The following is an 18,969-nucleotide window of genomic DNA, read 5'->3' as shown; positions in this document are numbered from 1 at the left end:
GTTTTTGTTGACTTTTTTTAAACATGTTCCATTAAAGTTTTAGAAATTTTAGTGGAACATTTTTTTGCGATAAAGTTGGTTAGCAGTAAAAGTCGTACATAATTCATTGATAACTATGGAAATCCGTAATACAATCCTTGTAAAGTTTTATTATATTTAAACTCTCCTTAATTAATTGCTTAAACGATATTTCTAAATACTTCTTCATACAACACTTGAAGGAAAATTATATACCATAAAGAATGAAAATAAAAAATGTAGAGATAAAAAATTTTAGATTACTTGAAGATATTAAAATTTCACTTGATGATAAAATATCTTTAATTGTTGGAAGGAATAATAGTGGTAAAACTTCTGTTATAGAGGTTTTTAACAATTTCTTTAACTATGAGAATTCTACATTTATTTTTGAAGATTTTTCAATTAGTTCACATATAAAATTTAATGAGGCAATTAAGAAATACAATGAATATCTAATCTTAGATGAGGGTGAAGAAAAAGATAAATTAGAAAAGTTATATAAGAATTTATTACCTTCTATTGAATTAGGAATTTATATTGTTTATGATGAAAAAGATGATGGTAAATTAGGTTCATTATCTGAATTCATAATGGATTTAGATGAAGAAAGAAAGGATGCCTATATAAAATGTCTCTTTAGTATAAATGAAAAAGAAGCTTTTATAGAACAATTTATAAAGAATAGTGCAGATTTTAATAATGATTTTTTAGAGTATGTAAAGCAAAATATAAAGAATTATTATACTATCAAATTTTATTCAATAGACAAAGATGATATAGATAATTACAGAGAAATTGAACGGAAATCCCTTATAGAAAATGTGTTTATAACTCAATTTATATATGCCCAAAGAAACCTTGATGACCAAACTAAAGATAAAAATAAGAGATTATCAAAAGGGTTTGAAAATTATTATAGATTAAATAAAGAGCAGTTTAAAGAAGATGTTAAAACTATTGAAGGTTTATTAAATAAATTTTCAAATGAATTAGATAAAAACTATAAAAAGCTGTTTAAAGGAGTCTTTAAAGACTTAGAGAAGTTTGGAATTGAAGACGGAGTAACACTTCAAAAACTAATTATAAAATCATTATTTAATGCTGAAAGTATTCTAAAAGGTAATACTCAATTATTTTATAATCAAGATGCAAGTATTTTGCCAGAATCATATAATGGCTTAGGTTATAGTAATTTGATATATATGATTCTTCAATTTATAAGTTTTTATGAAGCTTATGATAAAAGAGAACCTAGACCCAATTTTCAATTGATTTTTATTGAAGAACCAGAAGCACATCTTCACCCTCAAATGCAACAAGTTTTTATAAAAAATATAAATGATTTTATTAAAGAAAAACATGACTGGAATGTGCAAGTTATTATAACAACCCACTCTTCTCATGTAGTAGAAAAAGGTTCATTCGAAGGGATAAGGTATTTTGACAACACTTCTAATGGGTTGAAAATTAAAAATTTATCTGATTTTAAAAATGAAATAAAAGATGAAAAACCAGAAACTATTAAGTTTTTAAAACAGTATTTAGTTTTGAAAAATTGTGATATGTTTTTTGCAGATAAGGTAATTATGGTAGAAGGTACAGTTGAAAGATTATTGTTATCTGAAATCATAAGCGAAAAGTTTAAAAAATTAAATTCACAATATCTTTCAGTAATTGAAGTAGGTGGAGCTTATGCACATAGATTTAAAGAATTTTTGGAGTTCTTAAATATAAAAACGTTAATAATAACAGACATTGATTCTATTAATAGTAAAAAGAAAAAAGGTAAAAAGGCATGTAAAGTAAATGAAGGAGATAAAACGAGTAATGCTATTCTAAAGAAATGGCTTCCAAAAAAAGAGCTGCTTGATGAATTGATAAGTTTGAAAGAAGAACATAAATATACTAATAATAAAAGAATAAGAGTCACATATCAAATACCTGAAAAAGGTAATAAAAAGGAAGAGTGTGGTAGAAGTTTTGAAGATGCTTTTATACTTGCAAATGCTAAAGAATTAACTAATGCTTCTGGAGAAATAATAGGCAAAAGATTTAAAGGCAAGAGTAAAGAAGAAATTTATAAAAATGCATACGAGATTGCTAAAAAAATATCTAAAAATAAAACAGACTTTGCTTTTGATATAATGATGATGGAAAACTGGAATGTTCCCAAATATATTAACCAAGGGCTTACATGGTTAGAAAAAGATGAAATTTTAGCAAAATAATGGAAGTATTAGGACAAATCAAACAATTATTAGATAATAAAAAAAGCTTTCTATTAGAAGCTGGTGCTGGTTCTGGTAAGACAAGAACATTGATAGAAAGCATAAAGTATCTAATTGACACACAGTCAAAATCTTTATTTGAAACAAACAAGGGCATAGCTTGCATAACCTACACAAATGTAGCAGTAGATGAGATTAATGAGCGAATTGATAATCATCCTTTAGTTTTAGCATCAACAATCCATGAATTTTTATGGCATGTTATCAAAAGTTATCAAAAAGAGTTAAAAATAGAGGTTTTGAAGTATAATGATGAAGAAAGCAGAAATCCAATTGACGACCTCAAAAATTTATTAAAAACAAAGACTATTGAATATAGTCAATACGGTAGAAAATTTGAAGAAGGAAGAATCACACATGAAGATGTTATAAAATTCTCATCTAGAATATTTAATAAATATCCAAAGATAGGAAAAATAGTAACAAATAAATTCCCTTATATATTCATTGATGAGTATCAAGATACTGAAGAAAAAACGGTAAAATTATTAGTTGATGATTTATTAACTAAGAATATAGGAAACATTACTTTAGGATTTTTTGGAGATTCAATGCAAAAAATTTATAACCAAGGAATAGGTAAAATTGAAGACAAAAAAATAATAAATGTTACAAAGAAAGATAATTATAGGTGTTCTCAAAAAGTAATTGATTTGCTAAATGCTATTAGACCAGAATTAATTCAAAATGCTGCTGGTAATAACAAAAAAGGAAGTGTTTCCTTTCTAAGTTGTAATAACGACCTAAATAACCCTAAAAATTATGAAAAAACAATTAGTTTTTTAAAAAATAAGGGGTGGGAATTTGAAAGAGGTAAAGATGGTGTTTTAAAAACTAAAATATTGATGCTAACCCATCGTGGAATAGCTAATAAGTTAGAATATGAAAGTCTTTTATCTACATACCAAATATTAGGGAGATGGGGAAGAGATAGACTTTTAAATAAAGAAGATATTTTTGCAAGTTTTATTTTGAATAAAATAGAAAAGCTAATAGAGTTTTTTGAAAATAAAAAATATGGAGAGTTTATTAAACTTCTCGGTATTTCAGGTTACAAAATTAATAAACATGATGACAAAAAAATCATAAATGATTTAGTTAAAAATTTAATTGAGTTGAGAAAAAATAAATCAATTGAAGAAGTTTTTAATTTCGTCTTTGATAATAATTTATTAGTTAAACCAATTAAAATGATAGAGTTTATAGATAAATTAGAGGATGAAGGAAATGAAGTTAAAAAGAATTTTTATGAATCTTTAATGAAATTGAAATATAATGAGTTTATTCCATTCTATAATTACATAGAAGAATTAACTCCTTTTTCAACAAAGCATAGTGTTAAAGGTACCGAATTTGAAAATGTACTTGTTGTAATTGATGATAGTTCATGGAATCAGTATAAATTTAATGATGTATTTTCAAATAGTACAGTAAATAAAAACAGATTTAACCGAAGTAAAAATCTATTATATGTTTGTTGTTCAAGAGCGAAAGATAATTTAGTTATTTTATCACTTTCTAATATGGATGGTACAGCTATGACAACCATAAAGAAGTGGTTTAATGGAAATATATCTTATATTGAAACTATATGATGACTAGTACCTATTTAAATATCAAGACGGGTGGGTATAGGCGTTTATTTTATTAGTTATTAAGAATTCTATTTAGACTTCTTTTTTTGATTGGGCATCATTTCTTCTGGGAACGGGAATAGTATTGTAGAGTTTTTCTCCGCTGCTATATTAGATAATGTTTGATATAAACGTAGTTTAATAGCCGAAGGTGATTGATCTATAAGTTTACCCGCTTCCAAAAGTTTAGAAGCAGCCTGTTCTTCAGCCAACGCAAGAATAATACGTGCCCTTCTAGAGCGTTCTGCTTCAGCTTGGTTAGCCATCATACGACGCATGTTTTCAGGTAGTTGTATATCTTTTATTTTAACATCGTTTATTTCAATTCCCCATTCTTTAGTTTCCAACTCTACAATCTCCTTAATATTTTTTCCCATCTCTTCTCGTTTAGAAAGTATGGTGTCTAATTCAACTTTACCGCAAACATCTCTAAGTGCAGCTTGTGCTAATTGGGTAATGGCAAATTTGTATTCTTCCACCTCTAAAACAGCACGTTCTGGATCGTTAATCTTAAAAAAGACAACACCATCAATACTACAGGGTACATTATCTTCGGTCATTACTTCCTGTGAATCTATATTAAAAGTAATCACACGAATATCAACAATCTGAATGGTTTCAATAAATGGAATAATCCATCTAAAACCAGGATTTAAGGTTTTAATGTATTTACCAAACCTAAATTTAATAGCTCGTTTATACTCAAAAATTATACGGATTCCGGCAAGTAAAAATATAGCTAAAATGCCGAAAAGGATTGTAAATCTATTCATGGCTATAGTATTATAAATGTTACGATGTGCTTAAAGAAAAAGTCAATAAAACAAAGAGGGCAGAGTTATTACTTTATTATTTCAAATTACACTAACTTAATAAGTGCAATAACATGATCCTTATAAATTTACGAATTTTTAAGAGTAAATAAAAGCACAACAACTTTTATGTTTTGTAAATCAACATATTAACTAAGTAGTATTATAAGCTCTATAAATGAAGAATTATGGTTTTACCGTAACTTTATTATGGTTTTTAACTCTTCTTATTATTTGTAGTTATTTAAATTTGAAGAACTTAAAACTTTATATGATGTTAAAAAAGATTACAAATTTAGGTACTTCCCTAAACAAAACAGAACAAAAAGCTATTAACGGAGGTGGTGGAATAAGAGAATGTGAGTTCAGTGCGGATCCTAGTACCGATTGGTGCTGTCATTTACCAGATGGTTGTCCTTCTGATAATTAACAATACAAAATAATATAAGCGGATTAAAAGTCCGCTTTTTTGTTGTGTTAAAGAATAAAGCTACAGTTATGCTTGCTTTTTAATAACGTATCTGTTTAGAGAGTCTTCAAGTTTCTGAATCATTCTTTTTCTAAGTTTTTCAGGTTTCAAAACTTCTATGCTATTACCAAAGCCCAAAATTAAACGTTCCAATTCATAATTAGGAATTACTAAAATATTAAAGATAGCCCCGTCATCTGTATATTTTATTAACCTTTGAGATTTATGAAAAGGCTTCGTGAGTACATAAGGAGTATTTAATTTATCTACCCAAAAAGCAATACGTTGTGGTCTAGTGTTTGAAACTGTTACACCAACAACATCTTTATAATAAACATCACCATTAATAGCTTTATCTATGTATGTTGTGTTTTCAACTTCCTCTACAGAATTTATACGATCTAAAGCTAAAGTTGTTTCTTTACCTTTTACGAGTGCCAATAAAAACCATCTATTATTAAATTCCTTTAATAATTGTGGATGCAAAGTTATTGTACTAGCTTTTTCTGCTTTAAAAGACTGATAATTTATCTTTAATACTTTTTTTTCCTGTATAGCATTGTATAAAGGGTCTATAAAAGACAAGCCTTTTAGCTGTTCGTTTTTATCTAAATGAATAATAGCCCTATTGTTTTTTTGAGAAGAGTATACTGAATCTTCTAAACGTTGTAGCACTCCATCCATTTCTTTGAATAAAGAAAAGTCTTTGAACTGGCGTAATACTTGAATAGCATCATTCATCACTTTCACATCGTTTTCAGTCACAGGAATATTCATAATAGAATACCCTTCTTCAGCATAACGGTAATATTTACGTTGATAGACTTCAATCGGAGCATTATATCCTAATTTATCACTACGCATCAATTGAATATCTAACTGTACGGTTCTTTTACCCACATAAATATCTTTTCCTTCGTATTCGTACAAAGCATCAGAACAAGCATCAATTAAATCATTCAAAGTCCAAGTACGCATTGTGTTTCGAAGGCATTGATCAATTGTTTTGTATCGAATTAGGGCGTTTTTATTAGAAGCCATTTTATAATTTTTTAGTAAAAATGATAAATTCTTTTTTGGCACGCAAAAAGATTGCGCAATACTGCTAAATATTTGCAGTGTGATTAAGAAAAAGAGGTCGTTTAAGTGGGGAAATTGCTATGAACATAAAAATATTTAAAACGCAGAAAAATGAAAAAACTAAAAAATGAATATAGAAATCAAGATGAAGCTTTACCAAAAGCTATTATTTGTGATTTAGACGGAACTTTATCTTTGATAAATAACAGAAGTCCTTTTGATGGAAGTAGGTGTGAACAAGATTTACCTAATGTACCTATTGTTAATTTAGTAAAGAATTACCAACAATTAGGATATAAAATACTTCTTTTATCAGGTAGAGAAGCTAAATATCAACCAGAAACAGAGTCTTGGTTAAAAAAGCATGAAATAGTTTATGATGCACTATGGATGCGTAAATCAAGAGATAATAGGAAAGATGCGATTATTAAAGAAGAGGTATTTAAAAGAAAAATAGAGCATAAGTATTTTATTGAGTTTATTTTAGATGATAGAAATCAGGTGGTTGATTTATGGAGAAAAGAATTAAAACTACCTTGCCTACAAGTGTTTTATGGTGATTTTTAAAAAGATATATTATAATTTAAAATCAATCTAATAGGTAAAATCAACTAAAAATATCATATTTGCAGCAGTTCATTGAAATGGCTTAGAAATTTTATGAGATATGTAAGGCAATAGTGTTTTACATAATTTATAAAATACAATACTAATGAATTGGAAAATTCAAAAATTAAATAATGGAGAAACCATTATTTCAAAAGAGCCAGGTAATTCTATGTTACCTATTTTAAAATCTAAACAACCTGTAAAACTAAAACCAATAAACTGGGAAAATTGTAAGGTTGGCGATATTGTGTATTGCAAAGTTCGTGGAAACTGTTTTACGCACCTAGTAAAAGGAAAAAACAATAAAAGAGGTTTGTTAATAGGAAATAATCATGGAAGAATAAACGGATGGACTAAGAATGTATATGGAATAGTAGTAGAAATATTACCAATGCCATAGGCATTTTAAAAAAGAAAAAAAGAGAATGAAGGTTCTCACATATTTTATAAATTAATCAAACGAAATTTTAACCTATGCTAATGCAATTCATACACATATCGGACGCTCAAAAGCGATTTTTATGGAGTTATCAATAAGGTTATGGTAGTATAAAATCACTAAAAGCGTCCAAATTATAAAATTTGGACGCTTTTTTTATATAAAATTTCAAGTCTTTGAAATCAACATGTAAAATGCTACATAGCTTACAACCAAGAGATTACTAATCTGAAGAAATTCGGACAGGATACTCATATGTCTAAATCAGTATAAGATCTTGATTTTCAGTAAAATAAAATCATTTTAAACTTGTGTAATTCAAAAAAGGCTCACATCTTTGCACCAGTAATTTTTATACTGAGAGCAATTGAAGTGTAAACATACTAAAACAACAAAATAATAATTTTTAAAAACGAAGTAAACATGTTCAAATATCAATTAAACATAAGTACAGTAAAAGAACCAGGTTCTTTTGTACACATGCTTCGCGATTTTCTTCATACATAGAGATAACAAGAATTTATATATGAAAAATCCGAAGCCTCAATAACGTTTCGGATTTTTTTATGCTACACATTTCCGTATAGTTTTCAATTTCCGAAGCTAAGAGAAAAATATTAATACAAAGCACTAATTAGAAAATTGGTGCCCAACCTTATAATGTCTCAACATGGGAAATAAACTAAAAGGAAAAGATCTAATCAAATTAGGCTTTCCAAAAAACAATAGTATAAATATTGCCTTAGGGCAAATTAACCGATATAGAAAAAAAGAAAAAAAAGAACGCATTTTAGAAGAAGCGAAACAAGTACTGCTTTATCCAGAAAAATATCAAGGAAATGCTATTTGGGGTAAAGTTGCTGAAGGTTTAACCAAGCCTGTTGAAATTAAAATGCATCAGTTAAGAAATACAAGAGCACCGTTTTCTATTTATGGAGAAAATGAAATTGATGAACAAGCTAAGTTTCAGTTATACGATGCTTTAAAATTACCTATAGCAGTACAAGGAGCTTTAATGCCAGATGCACATTCAGGGTACGGATTACCTATAGGTGGCGTGCTTGCTACAGAAAATGCAGTAATTCCGTATGGTGTAGGAGTAGATATTGGCTGTAGAATGGCATTGAGTATTTTTCCGATGAAAGTTTCTTTTTTAAAAGGTAAGCAACATCAATTAGAAAATATATTGAAAGAACATACCAAGTTTGGAATGTATGAAACACATGATAAAAAGCAAGATCATGAAATTTTTGAACGTAGTGAATTTCAAGATATCCCTTTACTAAAACGGTTAAAAGTAAAAGCATATAATCAATTAGGAACTTCAGGAGGTGGAAATCACTTTGTAGAGTTCGGAAAGGTAACTATAACAGATGAACACAATGAATTTAACGTGCCTATAGGAGAATATATGGGATTGTTAACGCATAGTGGATCACGTGGATTGGGAGCAAACATTGCAAAACACTATACCTATTTAGCGAGTAAACAATGTCCGTTACCTAAAAACGTACAACATTTAGCATGGTTAGATTTAAATACGCACGATGGACAAGAATATTGGTTAGCTATGAATTTAGCGGGTGATTATGCAAAAGCATGCCATGATAACATTCATAAACGAATAGCAAAATTATTAGGTGTAAAACCATTAACTATGATTGAAAACCATCACAATTTTGCGTGGAAAGAACAAGTAAACGGAATTGAGCGTATTGTACATAGAAAAGGAGCAACACCCGCTAATAAAGGAGCATTAGGTATAATTCCGGGATCTATGACTGCACCAGGATACATTGTTAGAGGTCTAGGAAACCAAGAGAGTTTACAATCGGCATCACACGGAGCAGGAAGAAAACATTCAAGAAGAAAGTGTAAAGAGAAATTTACCAAAAGTGATATTAAGCATCAATTAAAAATGAACGAAGTTACGCTCATTGGAGGTGGAGTAGATGAAGCTCCTATGGCGTATAAAAATATCAAAAAAGTAATGGCAAATCAGCAAGAATTAGTAGAAGTATTAGGAACCTTTACTCCGAAAATTGTACGAATGGATAAGTAAAACAACAATTGTCATTACGATGAAGGATACAGAATGAAATAATGAAGTAATCTGCCTATTGATTAACAGATTACTTCGTTTTACTCGTAATGATATGAATAGAAAATTAAAATGGACATAAAAATAATACAATTTACAGCAGGTCGTGGACCTTCCGAATGCTGCTGGGTAGTAGCAAAAGTGCTAAAAGCATTTATAAAAGCTGTAGTAGAACATAAGATAACGTATGACATTCTTCATAAAGAAAGTGGGATAGAGAATGGAACCATACAATCAGTAAGTGTTCAATTAAAAGGAAATAACCTGTCTTTATTTTTAAAAGATTGGTTGGGAACTATTCAATGGATAGGAAAATCAACCTTTAGAAAATACCATAAACGTAAAAATTGGTTTATTGGTTGTTTTGAATTGGAATATAATAATGAGTTAACCATACAAGAAAAAGACATCGAGTTTCAGGCAATTAGAAGCTCTGGACCTGGTGGACAACATGTAAATAAAGTAAGTTCTGCTGTACGAGCAAAACATAGCACAACAGGAATTCAAGTATTGGTTTCGGAAAGTCGTTCACAGCATCAAAATAAAAAAATAGCTGTACAACGTTTAAAAACCTTGATAGCAAATCATAATATAAATCAATTACAAAACACCATAAAACAAGAGTGGGAAAACCATTTAGACTTAGAAAGAGGAAATCCAGTAAAAGTATTTGTAGGAACTGATTTTAAAGTAAAAAACAACAAAAAAAGATTAAAAACAACACGTAATCAATTAAAAAGCGATTTGCGTAAACAATTATATTAAGATGAAAACATTAGCAAACAATTACATATTTAAAGCATTAGATGCTTTTCCTTATGAATTAGAAGAAGCAATGGAGGCATTGACATATGCTTTGGCGTATGAAGAAAAAAATGTAGTAGCGTTGTGCTTAATGGGACGCATTTATGCAGAGCACTTAGGTGATTTTGAAAAAGCAAAACCGTATTATACAGAGGCTTTAGCAGAAAACATGTATTCTTTTAACGTATATCCGCATTATATTAATGTGTTATTATGGAATGAAGACTATGAAGAAGCTGAACGATTCATCGATTTTGGATTAACCGTAAAAGGTTCCGATAAAGCAATTTTATATGTAGGAAAAGCCCAATTATATGAACAGAAAGAAGCGTATAAAAAATCATTACAAATTTTAAAACTTGCTAAGAAACATACGTATAATGGTGATTATATGCGAACTGTAAGAGAACATATAGAACGTGTAAAGGATAAGCTTCCAAAGAAAAAGAAGAAAAAAAGTAAGAAAAAGCAAGAATAATTTTTAGTACGCAAAAACATTGCGCAATACTGTGTAATATTTGCAGTGTAATTATGAAAAAGATATTTGCTGTGAGATAAAAATTGCTATGAAAAGCCTCATTATAAAAAGAGTATAATGAGGTAACCATAAAAGTTCATTTGCATATTATAGATAAAAATATCAAGCAAGTCTTGTTGCGTGTTTCTGTATAGCACCATTGTATACATTCTTACAGTATTTGTATTAGAATTGTATATGCAACTAGTCTTGAAGGTTTTGATTGTTTACCAAAAAATAATCTCATTCTATGTGTTGCGGGTTCGAGTCCCGTCATAATTGAAAGGTTATGTAGTTCAACTAGGTAGAACAATAGATATTTAAAATTCGTGGGTTCGAATCCCACTATCCGAAAGGATATGGCGGAGTGGTCAAACGCACTGGATTTCGGTTCCAGTAATTATGGTAAGCCTAACGGCATGTCGGTTCGAGTCCGACCTCTCGACTTGAGTAAGAGTCATCAGGAAGCTCATCACCTTGTAAAACTGATGAACCAAAAGTGTTGAATGTTTAATGAGTTTTTAAATAAACACTTATAAACGTACTTTGAAATAATAACCATTACATAAACAATGCATTGAACTTTAGTATGTCAGTTATAGTATTAATTAGTATAACCCATATAGTAAACAACAATACAAAAGCTATGAAATCTTATTATTTCCGTGGGCTTATAAGCATTAATATTCAATACTTTTTACAAAAACAAACAAATTTCTCCATGGTGAGAAAACAACGTATAAACAATTAAAAACAAAAAGATTATGAAAAGAATAACAATTAATCAAGGAAAAGTAGGATTAGTATTTAAAAAAGGAGATTATATAAAAGTAATCAAAGGAGGTACACATTGGTTAGGGTTTAATCAAACAGTGGCAGTATATGATTTAACAAAAGATTTTTATACATCAGTAGCTTTAGAAGTATTGTTACAAGACACAACTTTAGCAGAAATGTTAGAAGTTGTTGAAGTACAAGACAACGAGTTAGTTTTTATGTACGAAAACAACAACTTTAAGAGAGTTTTAAATGCTGGAAGACACGTTTTCTGGAAAGGATTTATTACTAGAACCTTTCAAAAAATAGATATAAGCAAGATTGAGATTACTGAAAAAGTAGATACATCTTTATTCAATAATTATGAAGTGAGCAAATATGTTAGAACTTTTGAAGTTGCTGCCTACGAAAAAGCTGTATTGTTAGTGAATGATACCTATCAAAAAGCATTGGTAGGAGGGACGTATAGATTTTGGAAAAATGAAACAACTATTAAAATAGCGAAAGTAGATACCAGACAATTGCAATTAGAAGTTGCAGGTCAGGAATTGTTAACCAAAGACAAAGCAAATGTTAGAGTTAACTTTTATACGCAATATAAAGTAACTGATATTGAAAAAGCATTGTTAGCTAATAAAGACTATGAAAAGCAATTGTATGTAAACATGCAATTGGTATTGAGAAAATATGTAGGACACTACACATTAGATGAATTATTAGCCAATAAAGAAGATGTTTCTACAGCAGTTTTTGAAGAAACAAAGGAGAGTGCTGAAAAATTAGGTGTAATAATTCAAGGTTGCGGAATTAGAGATGTTATTTTACCAGGAGAAATGAAAGAAATCATGAATCAGGTATTGGTAGCACAAAAGAAAGCCCAAGCAAATATTATTACCAGAAGAGAAGAAACAGCATCTACAAGAAGCTTATTAAATACTGCTAAATTAATGGAAGACAACGAAATGTTGTTTAAATTAAAAGAAATGGAGTATGTGGAGAAAATAGCCGATAAAATTGGAGAAATTACAGTTACTGGAAACGGAAATGTAATTAAACAGTTGAGGGAAATATTTGTAAATAAATAAGTCATTAGTTTCTAATGGCTTATTTATTATAAAGAATTTATTAGTTTTTGTGAGAGTCAATCATCCTTTCTGAGCAAAATATTTAAAACCACTTTGCTTTAATGGTCTTATATTTAGTTCTTCCGATGGGAATACGTGTTCCGTTTTTCAACTCAGCTATATATTTACTTCCAGATTCTACAATAATACCTTTTATTTCAGATACCTTAACTAAGTATGATTTATGAACACGTTCAAAGGAAGATGATAGCAGTTGTTCTAGCTTTTCGAGTGATTTATCATGTAGCTTTTTTTTACCATTTTTTAAAAAGAGTTCTGTATAAACACCAGCTCCTTTAATATAAAGTACATCTTCAGTTGATATAAGCTGCACTTTGTTTCGTTTTTTTACCGCTAAAAACTTTATCGTATTTGTTGTTGCTTTTTCTTTTGTATTAATCCGATTTAAAGCTTGTTCTAACCGATCTCTATTAAAGGGTTTGGGTACAAAATCTAAAACTCCATATTCAAAAGCAGTAATTGCCTGATCTTTATAGGCAGAAATAATAATTGTATGAAATGATTCAGAAACTACAGTAGTAAGAAGATCAAAGCCACTGTCACCGTTAAGGTTTAAATCTAGAAGAACAAGATCCAACGAATTATTTTCAATAAATCGTAATGAATCATGAAGTGTGTTAGTACATTTTAACGAGTGCAAAGTATCACCAAAAATATCACGAGTCATTCGTTCGATTCTTTTGGCAATTCGTGATTCATCTTCAACAATTAAAATGTTCATTTTCTTAAGAATATATTTTTATAGTATTTTTCCAACCATGATTTACAGGTTCTGAAGTAAATTCCCATTGTTCTTGATAACTCTCAGTAAGTCGGGCTTTAATATATTTAATCCCAGTACCTTCTTTTTTAGTATTCACTTCTCGTTTCACAGGAGTAGCAAAGGTTAAAAATGTATAGCATTTATAATCACTTTTCGATTCAAAAATAAGTTTAAACTGAATACTGTTATTTTCTAGAGGCAAGCTATGTGTAATACCATTCTCCAATAATGTATGAAAAACCCCAGGCGGTATTTTTTGCTCAATATCAATACCTTCCTCTTGCCAAGTATAGTTTATCTCCTTTCGATATTCCATAATCTCAAGATGTGAACGACAAAGTGCTATTTCTTGGTTGATAGGAATTAATTTCTTGTTTTCTATCTGATTAAAAATATCAAATTCATTAGCTAAAGCTTCTATAAATAAAACACCTTTTTTAGGACTTTCTTCTATCCAATCTATCAATGAGGTCAGTGTATTCATTAGAAAATGAGGCTGAATATTTTTTTTCAACAATTCAAGTCGTAGACGTGTAGATTGCACCAAAGAGTTTTCATAAGCCAATCGTTGTTCTTTGATTCTGAGAGAAAGTAAATAAAACATCCCTAGAAGAATAAGGCTGAAACCTGCAAAAAGACTTTTATTAAAAGGAGCGATAAAAGCTATGGGAAGTGATAATAGAAAGGTTAACATTACGAGACGCGCACCTTTCATCTTTTTATAAACTCCAAACATTACTATTCCAAATGAAAAGAACCACATACTAAAAATCATGTTATTGGCTGTCAATTCGTAGACATACCTTGATAGGAAAAAGAATAATAGAATAAGAGTATAAATGGTCAGCAGTAATTTTCGTCTTGGGAAAGGAAACTGCATAGAAAAGTAGAGTGGAATTAAAAAAGAAATACTAAGCATAAGAAAGCTTATAATCCGTAAACGTGTAACATGCATACTGTAATGGATAGGTACATAAGCTTTCATAAACTCTGCTAATATCAAAGTAAAAAAGAGGAAGCAACTAATACTAAAAATTAGTGTTGCATATTCCTTTTTATCGCCCAAAAAAAGAAATAGAAAATATATTGATGCGATAAGAAATGCTCCTGCAAAAATGTACATATAAGAAGTTTCAACGAGTAGATCAGTTAATAAGTCATCATAATAATCAATATTCATTTCCCATATGCCCGCATGATTCTTAAAATAATGAAGGCTTACGCGAATAGCTAATAGATGCTCTCCCTGTTGTGTTAGATGTGAAGGAATGCTATGAGTAGTCCACAAATTTCCTTCAGGCCCTAAAACTGCTTCTTGTCCTGGATTCCCATTTTTACCAATCAAAACTCCATCCCAAAAAACTTCATACTCTCCATATACATGCAATTGAATACCATATGGATGTAATAATTCAGGAGCTTTTAAAATATCGATAGGAGTTCTAAGCCAGAAAACTCGATCATCTTCTATTAAAGGATTTCCTGTCTTCCAATCTTCATCATTCCAATTTTTTGTAGCCCATTCTTGTTGATCTCCTACTTTAAATACTGTTTTATGTTTTTTGAAAACAGGTTTTTGAGTGCAAGAGTTCGCTAAAAACAACAAGCATATTAAAAGTAAATTATACCAAGATCTAAAGTTCATTTATATTGAATTACAGACGCAAGATAATCATTATAAGATGTCTTCTTAGAGCTGTTTATTAAACTATAGAGCAGTTCATATAATTTAGATACCATAAGTGAGAGAAAAAAGTATTCTTTGTATGAAACAAAGCCATTTTGATAGTTATAAAAAACATTTGAAGCTAAATATACTTAACGAACAACGTATGAAAACTAAAAATTTAAAATTAGTAAAAGCCTTAACTTTTTTGACTTTATTACTAGGAAGTATTGTTTATTGTCAAGAAAGTAAAACTTCATTATATACAATTGCTTACGGATCAAAAGGGATTTGCTTAAGTAATGTTGAGGGAACCTCAAAAGTTAGACTTACTAACGGTAATCACGGTTATCCGGCTTGGTCTCCAGATGGAAAACACATAGCTTGGTATGCATACCATGATGGAAAAAAAACGTGGTCTATTCACACTATAAATAGTGATGGAACCAATAGCAAGAGGTTAACACATGAAAAAAACAAATGGGATAATATGCCAACATGGTCACCAGACGGAACAAAAATTGCTTTTGCCAGAGAATATAAAGATTCGGCTAAAGTTTGGCATCCAGAAATATGGATTATGAATTCGGATGGTAGCGAACAAACTCAAATAAAATCACTAAGTGGTGGAGGTCCTTGTTTTATGTCTGATGGCAGACTCCTTTTTCACTCGGAATTTAAAGATAAAGAAAGTGAGATAAGTATCACTGATATTGAAGGTAAAAACATTATTCATTTAACAGATGATGAAGCAGAAGACTGGGATCCAAAGATTTCACCAGATGGCAAAAAAATAGCTTATTCATCTAAAAAAGATGGAAACCATGAAATTTATGTGATGAGTATAGATGGTTCTAATCAAAAACGATTGACAAATAACGATGTTGATGATAATGGTCCAACTTGGTCCCCTGATGGTTCCCAATTAGTTTTTCATTCAAATAGAGGAGAGCATGCTACTCTTTACATTATAAATATCGATGGTTCTTCAGAGAGAAAAATTATAAACAAAGGCTCGCAACCAGCCTGGTTTACTACATCCACACAAGAAAATATTTCTAATTTTCCTCCTATTAAGGATCGTTATTTTGGAGAAAAGTCACCTGGGTTAATTCCTAAACTGTTTGCTCCAAACCTTCTTTCTCCTGATGGACTTTTTGAAGGAGGCGGTTTTTCACCAGATATGAAGGAGTATTATTTTACTAGAAAAAATGGGAAGTATAAAAAACGCACATTTTTTGTTATTCGATATGAAAATAATAAATGGGGAAGAGAATCTGAGACGAATATAAAATGGCCGGGGTTCTCTAAGGATGGTACTATAATGTACGTAGAAAAGAAATATAGGGAACGAACCAGCACGGGTTGGTCAGAATTCAAAAGCCAAGGAGAATTCTTGGAGAATCAGGCACATGGTCTCTCAAGATCATCTAAAGGAACCTGTTATTTTGGTTTTTATGCAAAGGAAGACAAGGGAAATGGATCTATCCGTTTTTCAAGGATTATAGATGGTAAACATGAAAAGCCAGTAAAAATGGGCACTGAGATTAATACTGGAAAAGATATTGCTCATCCACACATAGCTACCGATGAATCCTATCTGATTTGGGATGTAGTGCGAGAAGACGGTTTTGGACAAGCGGATATCTACATCAGTTTTCGAGATAAAGATGGCCACTGGTTACCTGCAAAGAATATGGGGGCACAAATAAATACAGAACATCAAGAAAGTTCCCCAAGTGTGACACCCGATGGGAAATACTTCTTCTTTACAAGGGGTGATTGGGAGATTAAAGAAGACGGAAGTACTAATTATGTGGGAAAAAAGTATTGGATTGATGCGAAGGTCATTGAAAATCTTAGACCTAAGAAAAAAACTGAATAAGAAATGAAAATGAAGAAATTGCTAATACTAATAGGTGTTATATCGCTAAACATGGCATTTGCTCAAGAAAAACTTGATATAATTTCCAATTCTCAAACTATCGAGGGGCAATATCTTGGTCAAAAACCACCAGGCTCAGTTCCAGAAGTTTTCGCTTCTGGAATTACTTCAATTGACAGCCTTATAGAAGGTTCAATTATTTTTAATAAGGAAATGAACGAATTGTTCTTCCAACGTAGACAACGAGAGGGAAGCCACAATATTTATACAATGAAATTAATCAAAGGTAAATGATCAACACCCAAACAAGCATTTTTCTCCACTAACAATAAATATTTAGACTTGCATCCTCGATTTAGTCCGAATGGAGATCGACTCTATTTTGGAAGTACAAGACCGTTGAATGATTCAATTAAATCATCAGGATTTCATCAATGGTATATAGAAAAAAATGAAGAGGGTTGGGGACAGCCTAAGCTTTTATTAGAAAAACTCTTTAAAGACGAGTGGATTATGTGCGTAAACTCTACAGAAAGCGGCAATTTGTATTTCAACTCTAAAGAGAAAGAAGAAAAACTAGAGGATGAGGGAATTTATTATTCGGTGAATCAAGGAGATAAGCATTCAGTATTAAAAAAAATTAGCAACAAAATAAATGCTCCAGGTAAATGGATAGCTCATCCTTACATAGCACCAGATGAAAGTTATATTATTTATGATGCTGAAAGAACAACTAAATATGAAAATGGTGATTTATATATTAGTTTTAACATAAATGGCATCTGGACAAAGTCTTATAGTTTAGGTTCAAAAATAAATACGGAAAAGAGTGAAACTGGAGCAACTGTTTCTCCTGATGGAAAATATTTGTTTTTTTCTAGAGGAGAAATAAAAACGAGAGAAGATGGTAGTACTTATTGGCTATTAGATAGCTATTGGGTAGACTTTATTAAGCTTAAAAAGAAATTATGGAAGAAAATATACTTAATAACTAAGTATTAGTCTAATTAATTACAATCAAAAGTTAAAACAATGAATAAAATGTATTTTATTAAAATGTTGGTATTTATACTGTTTTTTTATGCTTGTAATACAAAAAAACAAACTTCAAAAGATAGTAATTCACCAACTATAGAAAGTTCTTACCTAGGTCAAAAACCACCAGGTTTAACACCTAGGCCTTTTGCTCCTGGCATTGTTACGACAGATGGGTGGGAAGTTAGCGGAGTCTTCACACCAGACCTAAAAGAATTTTATTTTATTAGAGAAGGAGAGGAGGGGCAAGAGCAAGAATTTGTTGTGATTCAATATAAAAATAACCAATGGAAAGATTCTGTTATATCACCTAGGGTTGGTACACCATTTATTTCACCAGATGGTAGAACTATGCATTTGGGCGGACGTTATAAAGAACGCACTAAAGATGGTAAATGGTCTGCCGTAAAAAGCCTTAGTTTTCCTTTTAAAGACTTGCCAATTATGCGTTTGACAGCTTCTTCTAAAGGAACTTATTTTTTTGATGAGTTCAAAGAAGATTTTACAGGAGATATTAGATATTCACGATTTGTGGATGGAACCCATGAAGAACCAAAGTTACTTAACAGCAAAATTAATAGCGGAAAAAGTTTTCACCCATTCATTGCACCAGATGAATCGTATCTAATATTTGATAGTAAAAGAGAAGGAGGCTATGGCGATTCTGATATTTATATATGCTTCAAACAACAAGATGGTTCATGGGGCAAGCCTATTAATATGGGAAATAAGATTAATACAGATGCTATTGATTCCTTAGTCTTTTGTAGGCAAAAACTACTTGCGTAGTCAATTATTTCTTCAATAAGTTCTGATTTCCGCTAAAATGCCTATGTAGCGTTCTTCTACTTAAATTAATGGACTCTGCAATTATGTTAAATACACAGTATTCGCCATTTTACTCATATAATATATTTGTACTAT

At 30.2% G+C, this 18,969-nt stretch carries 17 protein-coding genes and 1 tRNA gene; 14 read left to right on the top strand and 4 right to left on the bottom strand.

Annotation, left to right across the window (positions count from 1 at the left end; all coding sequences use genetic code 11):
* Positions 1–242 precede the first annotated feature (242 nt).
* Both LCI24_RS07990 and LCI24_RS07985 read left to right on the top strand, forming a co-directional pair.
* Positions 243–2,249, top strand: a complete 2,007-nt coding sequence (locus LCI24_RS07990; protein WP_274639907.1) for an ATP-dependent nuclease — start codon at positions 243–245, stop codon at positions 2,247–2,249.
* The gene (locus tag LCI24_RS07985) at positions 2,249–3,904 is read left to right on the top strand and encodes a UvrD-helicase domain-containing protein (protein ID WP_274639906.1); all 1,656 of its coding nucleotides are present in this window, start codon (positions 2,249–2,251) and stop codon (positions 3,902–3,904) included. The genes LCI24_RS07990 and LCI24_RS07985 overlap by 1 nt, the downstream gene beginning before the upstream one ends.
* Positions 3,905–3,972: 68 nt before the next feature.
* Here LCI24_RS07985 and LCI24_RS07980 read toward each other — a convergent pair whose 3' ends face one another.
* Positions 3,973–4,716, bottom strand: a complete 744-nt coding sequence (locus LCI24_RS07980) for a slipin family protein (RefSeq protein WP_274639905.1) — start codon at positions 4,714–4,716, stop codon at positions 3,973–3,975.
* A gap of 313 nt (positions 4,717–5,029) precedes the next feature.
* On the opposite strand from LCI24_RS07980, the gene LCI24_RS07975 reads away from it, so the two are divergent.
* Positions 5,030–5,185: a hypothetical protein gene (locus LCI24_RS07975; protein ID WP_274639904.1), complete on the top strand. Its 156-nt coding sequence runs from the start codon at positions 5,030–5,032 to the stop codon at positions 5,183–5,185.
* Positions 5,186–5,251: 66 nt separating this feature from the next.
* Here LCI24_RS07975 and LCI24_RS07970 read toward each other — a convergent pair whose 3' ends face one another.
* Positions 5,252–6,265 carry a helix-turn-helix transcriptional regulator gene (locus LCI24_RS07970; RefSeq protein WP_274639903.1) on the bottom strand — a complete coding sequence of 338 codons (1,014 nt, stop codon included), beginning with the start codon at positions 6,263–6,265 and terminating at the stop codon, positions 5,252–5,254.
* A gap of 150 nt (positions 6,266–6,415) precedes the next feature.
* Here LCI24_RS07970 and LCI24_RS07965 point away from each other — a divergent pair, with 150 nt between their 5' ends.
* From LCI24_RS07965 to LCI24_RS07935, 7 genes are all read left to right on the top strand, one after another.
* Positions 6,416–6,871, top strand: a complete 456-nt coding sequence (locus LCI24_RS07965; RefSeq protein WP_274639902.1) for a phosphatase domain-containing protein — start codon at positions 6,416–6,418, stop codon at positions 6,869–6,871.
* Between the two features lie 145 nt (positions 6,872–7,016).
* Complete coding sequence (locus tag LCI24_RS07960; protein ID WP_274639901.1) at positions 7,017–7,313, top strand: S26 family signal peptidase; 297 nt, start codon at positions 7,017–7,019, stop codon at positions 7,311–7,313.
* Between the two features lie 709 nt (positions 7,314–8,022).
* Complete coding sequence (locus tag LCI24_RS07955) at positions 8,023–9,414, top strand: RtcB family protein (RefSeq protein ID WP_274639900.1); 1,392 nt, start codon at positions 8,023–8,025, stop codon at positions 9,412–9,414.
* A 111-nt stretch (positions 9,415–9,525) separates the two neighbouring features.
* Complete coding sequence (gene prfH / locus LCI24_RS07950; RefSeq protein WP_274639899.1) at positions 9,526–10,218, top strand: peptide chain release factor H; 693 nt, start codon at positions 9,526–9,528, stop codon at positions 10,216–10,218.
* Between the two features lies 1 nt (position 10,219).
* Complete coding sequence (locus tag LCI24_RS07945) at positions 10,220–10,735, top strand: tetratricopeptide repeat protein (RefSeq protein WP_274639898.1); 516 nt, start codon at positions 10,220–10,222, stop codon at positions 10,733–10,735.
* Positions 10,736–11,123: 388 nt separating this feature from the next.
* Positions 11,124–11,220: transfer RNA gene (locus LCI24_RS07940), tRNA-Arg, on the top strand.
* Between the two features lie 318 nt (positions 11,221–11,538).
* A complete protein-coding gene (locus tag LCI24_RS07935; RefSeq protein WP_274639897.1) occupies positions 11,539–12,636 on the top strand; it encodes a slipin family protein in 1,098 nt (365 codons plus the stop codon).
* A gap of 82 nt (positions 12,637–12,718) precedes the next feature.
* Here the strand turns inward: LCI24_RS07935 and LCI24_RS07930 are convergent, their stop codons facing one another.
* The gene (locus LCI24_RS07930) at positions 12,719–13,417 is read right to left on the bottom strand and encodes a LytR/AlgR family response regulator transcription factor (RefSeq protein WP_274639896.1); all 699 of its coding nucleotides are present in this window, start codon (positions 13,415–13,417) and stop codon (positions 12,719–12,721) included.
* Positions 13,418–13,421: 4 nt separating this feature from the next.
* Positions 13,422–15,104, bottom strand: a complete 1,683-nt coding sequence (locus LCI24_RS07925; protein WP_274639895.1) for a histidine kinase — start codon at positions 15,102–15,104, stop codon at positions 13,422–13,424.
* Between the two features lie 121 nt (positions 15,105–15,225).
* Here LCI24_RS07925 and LCI24_RS07920 point away from each other — a divergent pair, with 121 nt between their 5' ends.
* From LCI24_RS07920 to LCI24_RS07905, 4 genes are all read left to right on the top strand, one after another.
* Positions 15,226–17,010: a DUF5050 domain-containing protein gene (locus LCI24_RS07920; protein WP_274639894.1), complete on the top strand. Its 1,785-nt coding sequence runs from the start codon at positions 15,226–15,228 to the stop codon at positions 17,008–17,010.
* An 18-nt stretch (positions 17,011–17,028) separates the two neighbouring features.
* On the top strand, positions 17,029–17,304 hold the full coding sequence (locus LCI24_RS07915) for a hypothetical protein (protein ID WP_274639893.1): 276 nt from the start codon (positions 17,029–17,031) through the stop codon (positions 17,302–17,304).
* Between the two features lie 105 nt (positions 17,305–17,409).
* Positions 17,410–18,012 (top strand): TolB-like translocation protein, encoded by a 603-nt coding sequence (locus tag LCI24_RS07910; protein WP_274639892.1) that lies wholly within the window; start codon positions 17,410–17,412, stop codon positions 18,010–18,012.
* Between the two features lie 39 nt (positions 18,013–18,051).
* Complete coding sequence (locus LCI24_RS07905) at positions 18,052–18,834, top strand: hypothetical protein (RefSeq protein WP_274639891.1); 783 nt, start codon at positions 18,052–18,054, stop codon at positions 18,832–18,834.
* Positions 18,835–18,969 lie beyond the last annotated feature (135 nt).

Origin of the sequence: Tenacibaculum larymnensis (assembly GCF_028829235.1) — a bacterium.
Classification (GTDB): Bacteria; Bacteroidota; Bacteroidia; order Flavobacteriales; family Flavobacteriaceae; genus Polaribacter; species Polaribacter larymnensis.
This window is presented reverse-complemented; position numbering and strand designations above follow the sequence as displayed.

What these genes read in the sequence shown, in the direction of transcription:
- LCI24_RS07990 (WP_274639907.1), top strand. Translation starts at nt 243, where the DNA reads ATGAAAATAAAAAATGTAGAGATAAAAAATTTTAGATTACTTGAAGAT.
- LCI24_RS07985 (WP_274639906.1), top strand. Translation starts at nt 2,249, where the DNA reads ATGGAAGTATTAGGACAAATCAAACAATTATTAGATAATAAAAAAAGC.
- LCI24_RS07980 (WP_274639905.1), bottom strand. Translation starts at nt 4,716, where the DNA reads ATGAATAGATTTACAATCCTTTTCGGCATTTTAGCTATATTTTTACTT.
- LCI24_RS07975 (WP_274639904.1), top strand. Translation starts at nt 5,030, where the DNA reads ATGTTAAAAAAGATTACAAATTTAGGTACTTCCCTAAACAAAACAGAA.
- LCI24_RS07970 (WP_274639903.1), bottom strand. Translation starts at nt 6,265, where the DNA reads ATGGCTTCTAATAAAAACGCCCTAATTCGATACAAAACAATTGATCAA.
- LCI24_RS07965 (WP_274639902.1), top strand. Translation starts at nt 6,416, where the DNA reads ATGAAAAAACTAAAAAATGAATATAGAAATCAAGATGAAGCTTTACCA.
- LCI24_RS07960 (WP_274639901.1), top strand. Translation starts at nt 7,017, where the DNA reads ATGAATTGGAAAATTCAAAAATTAAATAATGGAGAAACCATTATTTCA.
- LCI24_RS07955 (WP_274639900.1), top strand. Translation starts at nt 8,023, where the DNA reads ATGGGAAATAAACTAAAAGGAAAAGATCTAATCAAATTAGGCTTTCCA.
- prfH (WP_274639899.1), top strand. Translation starts at nt 9,526, where the DNA reads ATGGACATAAAAATAATACAATTTACAGCAGGTCGTGGACCTTCCGAA.
- LCI24_RS07945 (WP_274639898.1), top strand. Translation starts at nt 10,220, where the DNA reads ATGAAAACATTAGCAAACAATTACATATTTAAAGCATTAGATGCTTTT.
- LCI24_RS07935 (WP_274639897.1), top strand. Translation starts at nt 11,539, where the DNA reads ATGAAAAGAATAACAATTAATCAAGGAAAAGTAGGATTAGTATTTAAA.
- LCI24_RS07930 (WP_274639896.1), bottom strand. Translation starts at nt 13,417, where the DNA reads ATGAACATTTTAATTGTTGAAGATGAATCACGAATTGCCAAAAGAATC.
- LCI24_RS07925 (WP_274639895.1), bottom strand. Translation starts at nt 15,104, where the DNA reads ATGAACTTTAGATCTTGGTATAATTTACTTTTAATATGCTTGTTGTTT.
- LCI24_RS07920 (WP_274639894.1), top strand. Translation starts at nt 15,226, where the DNA reads ATGAAACAAAGCCATTTTGATAGTTATAAAAAACATTTGAAGCTAAAT.
- LCI24_RS07905 (WP_274639891.1), top strand. Translation starts at nt 18,052, where the DNA reads ATGTATTTTATTAAAATGTTGGTATTTATACTGTTTTTTTATGCTTGT.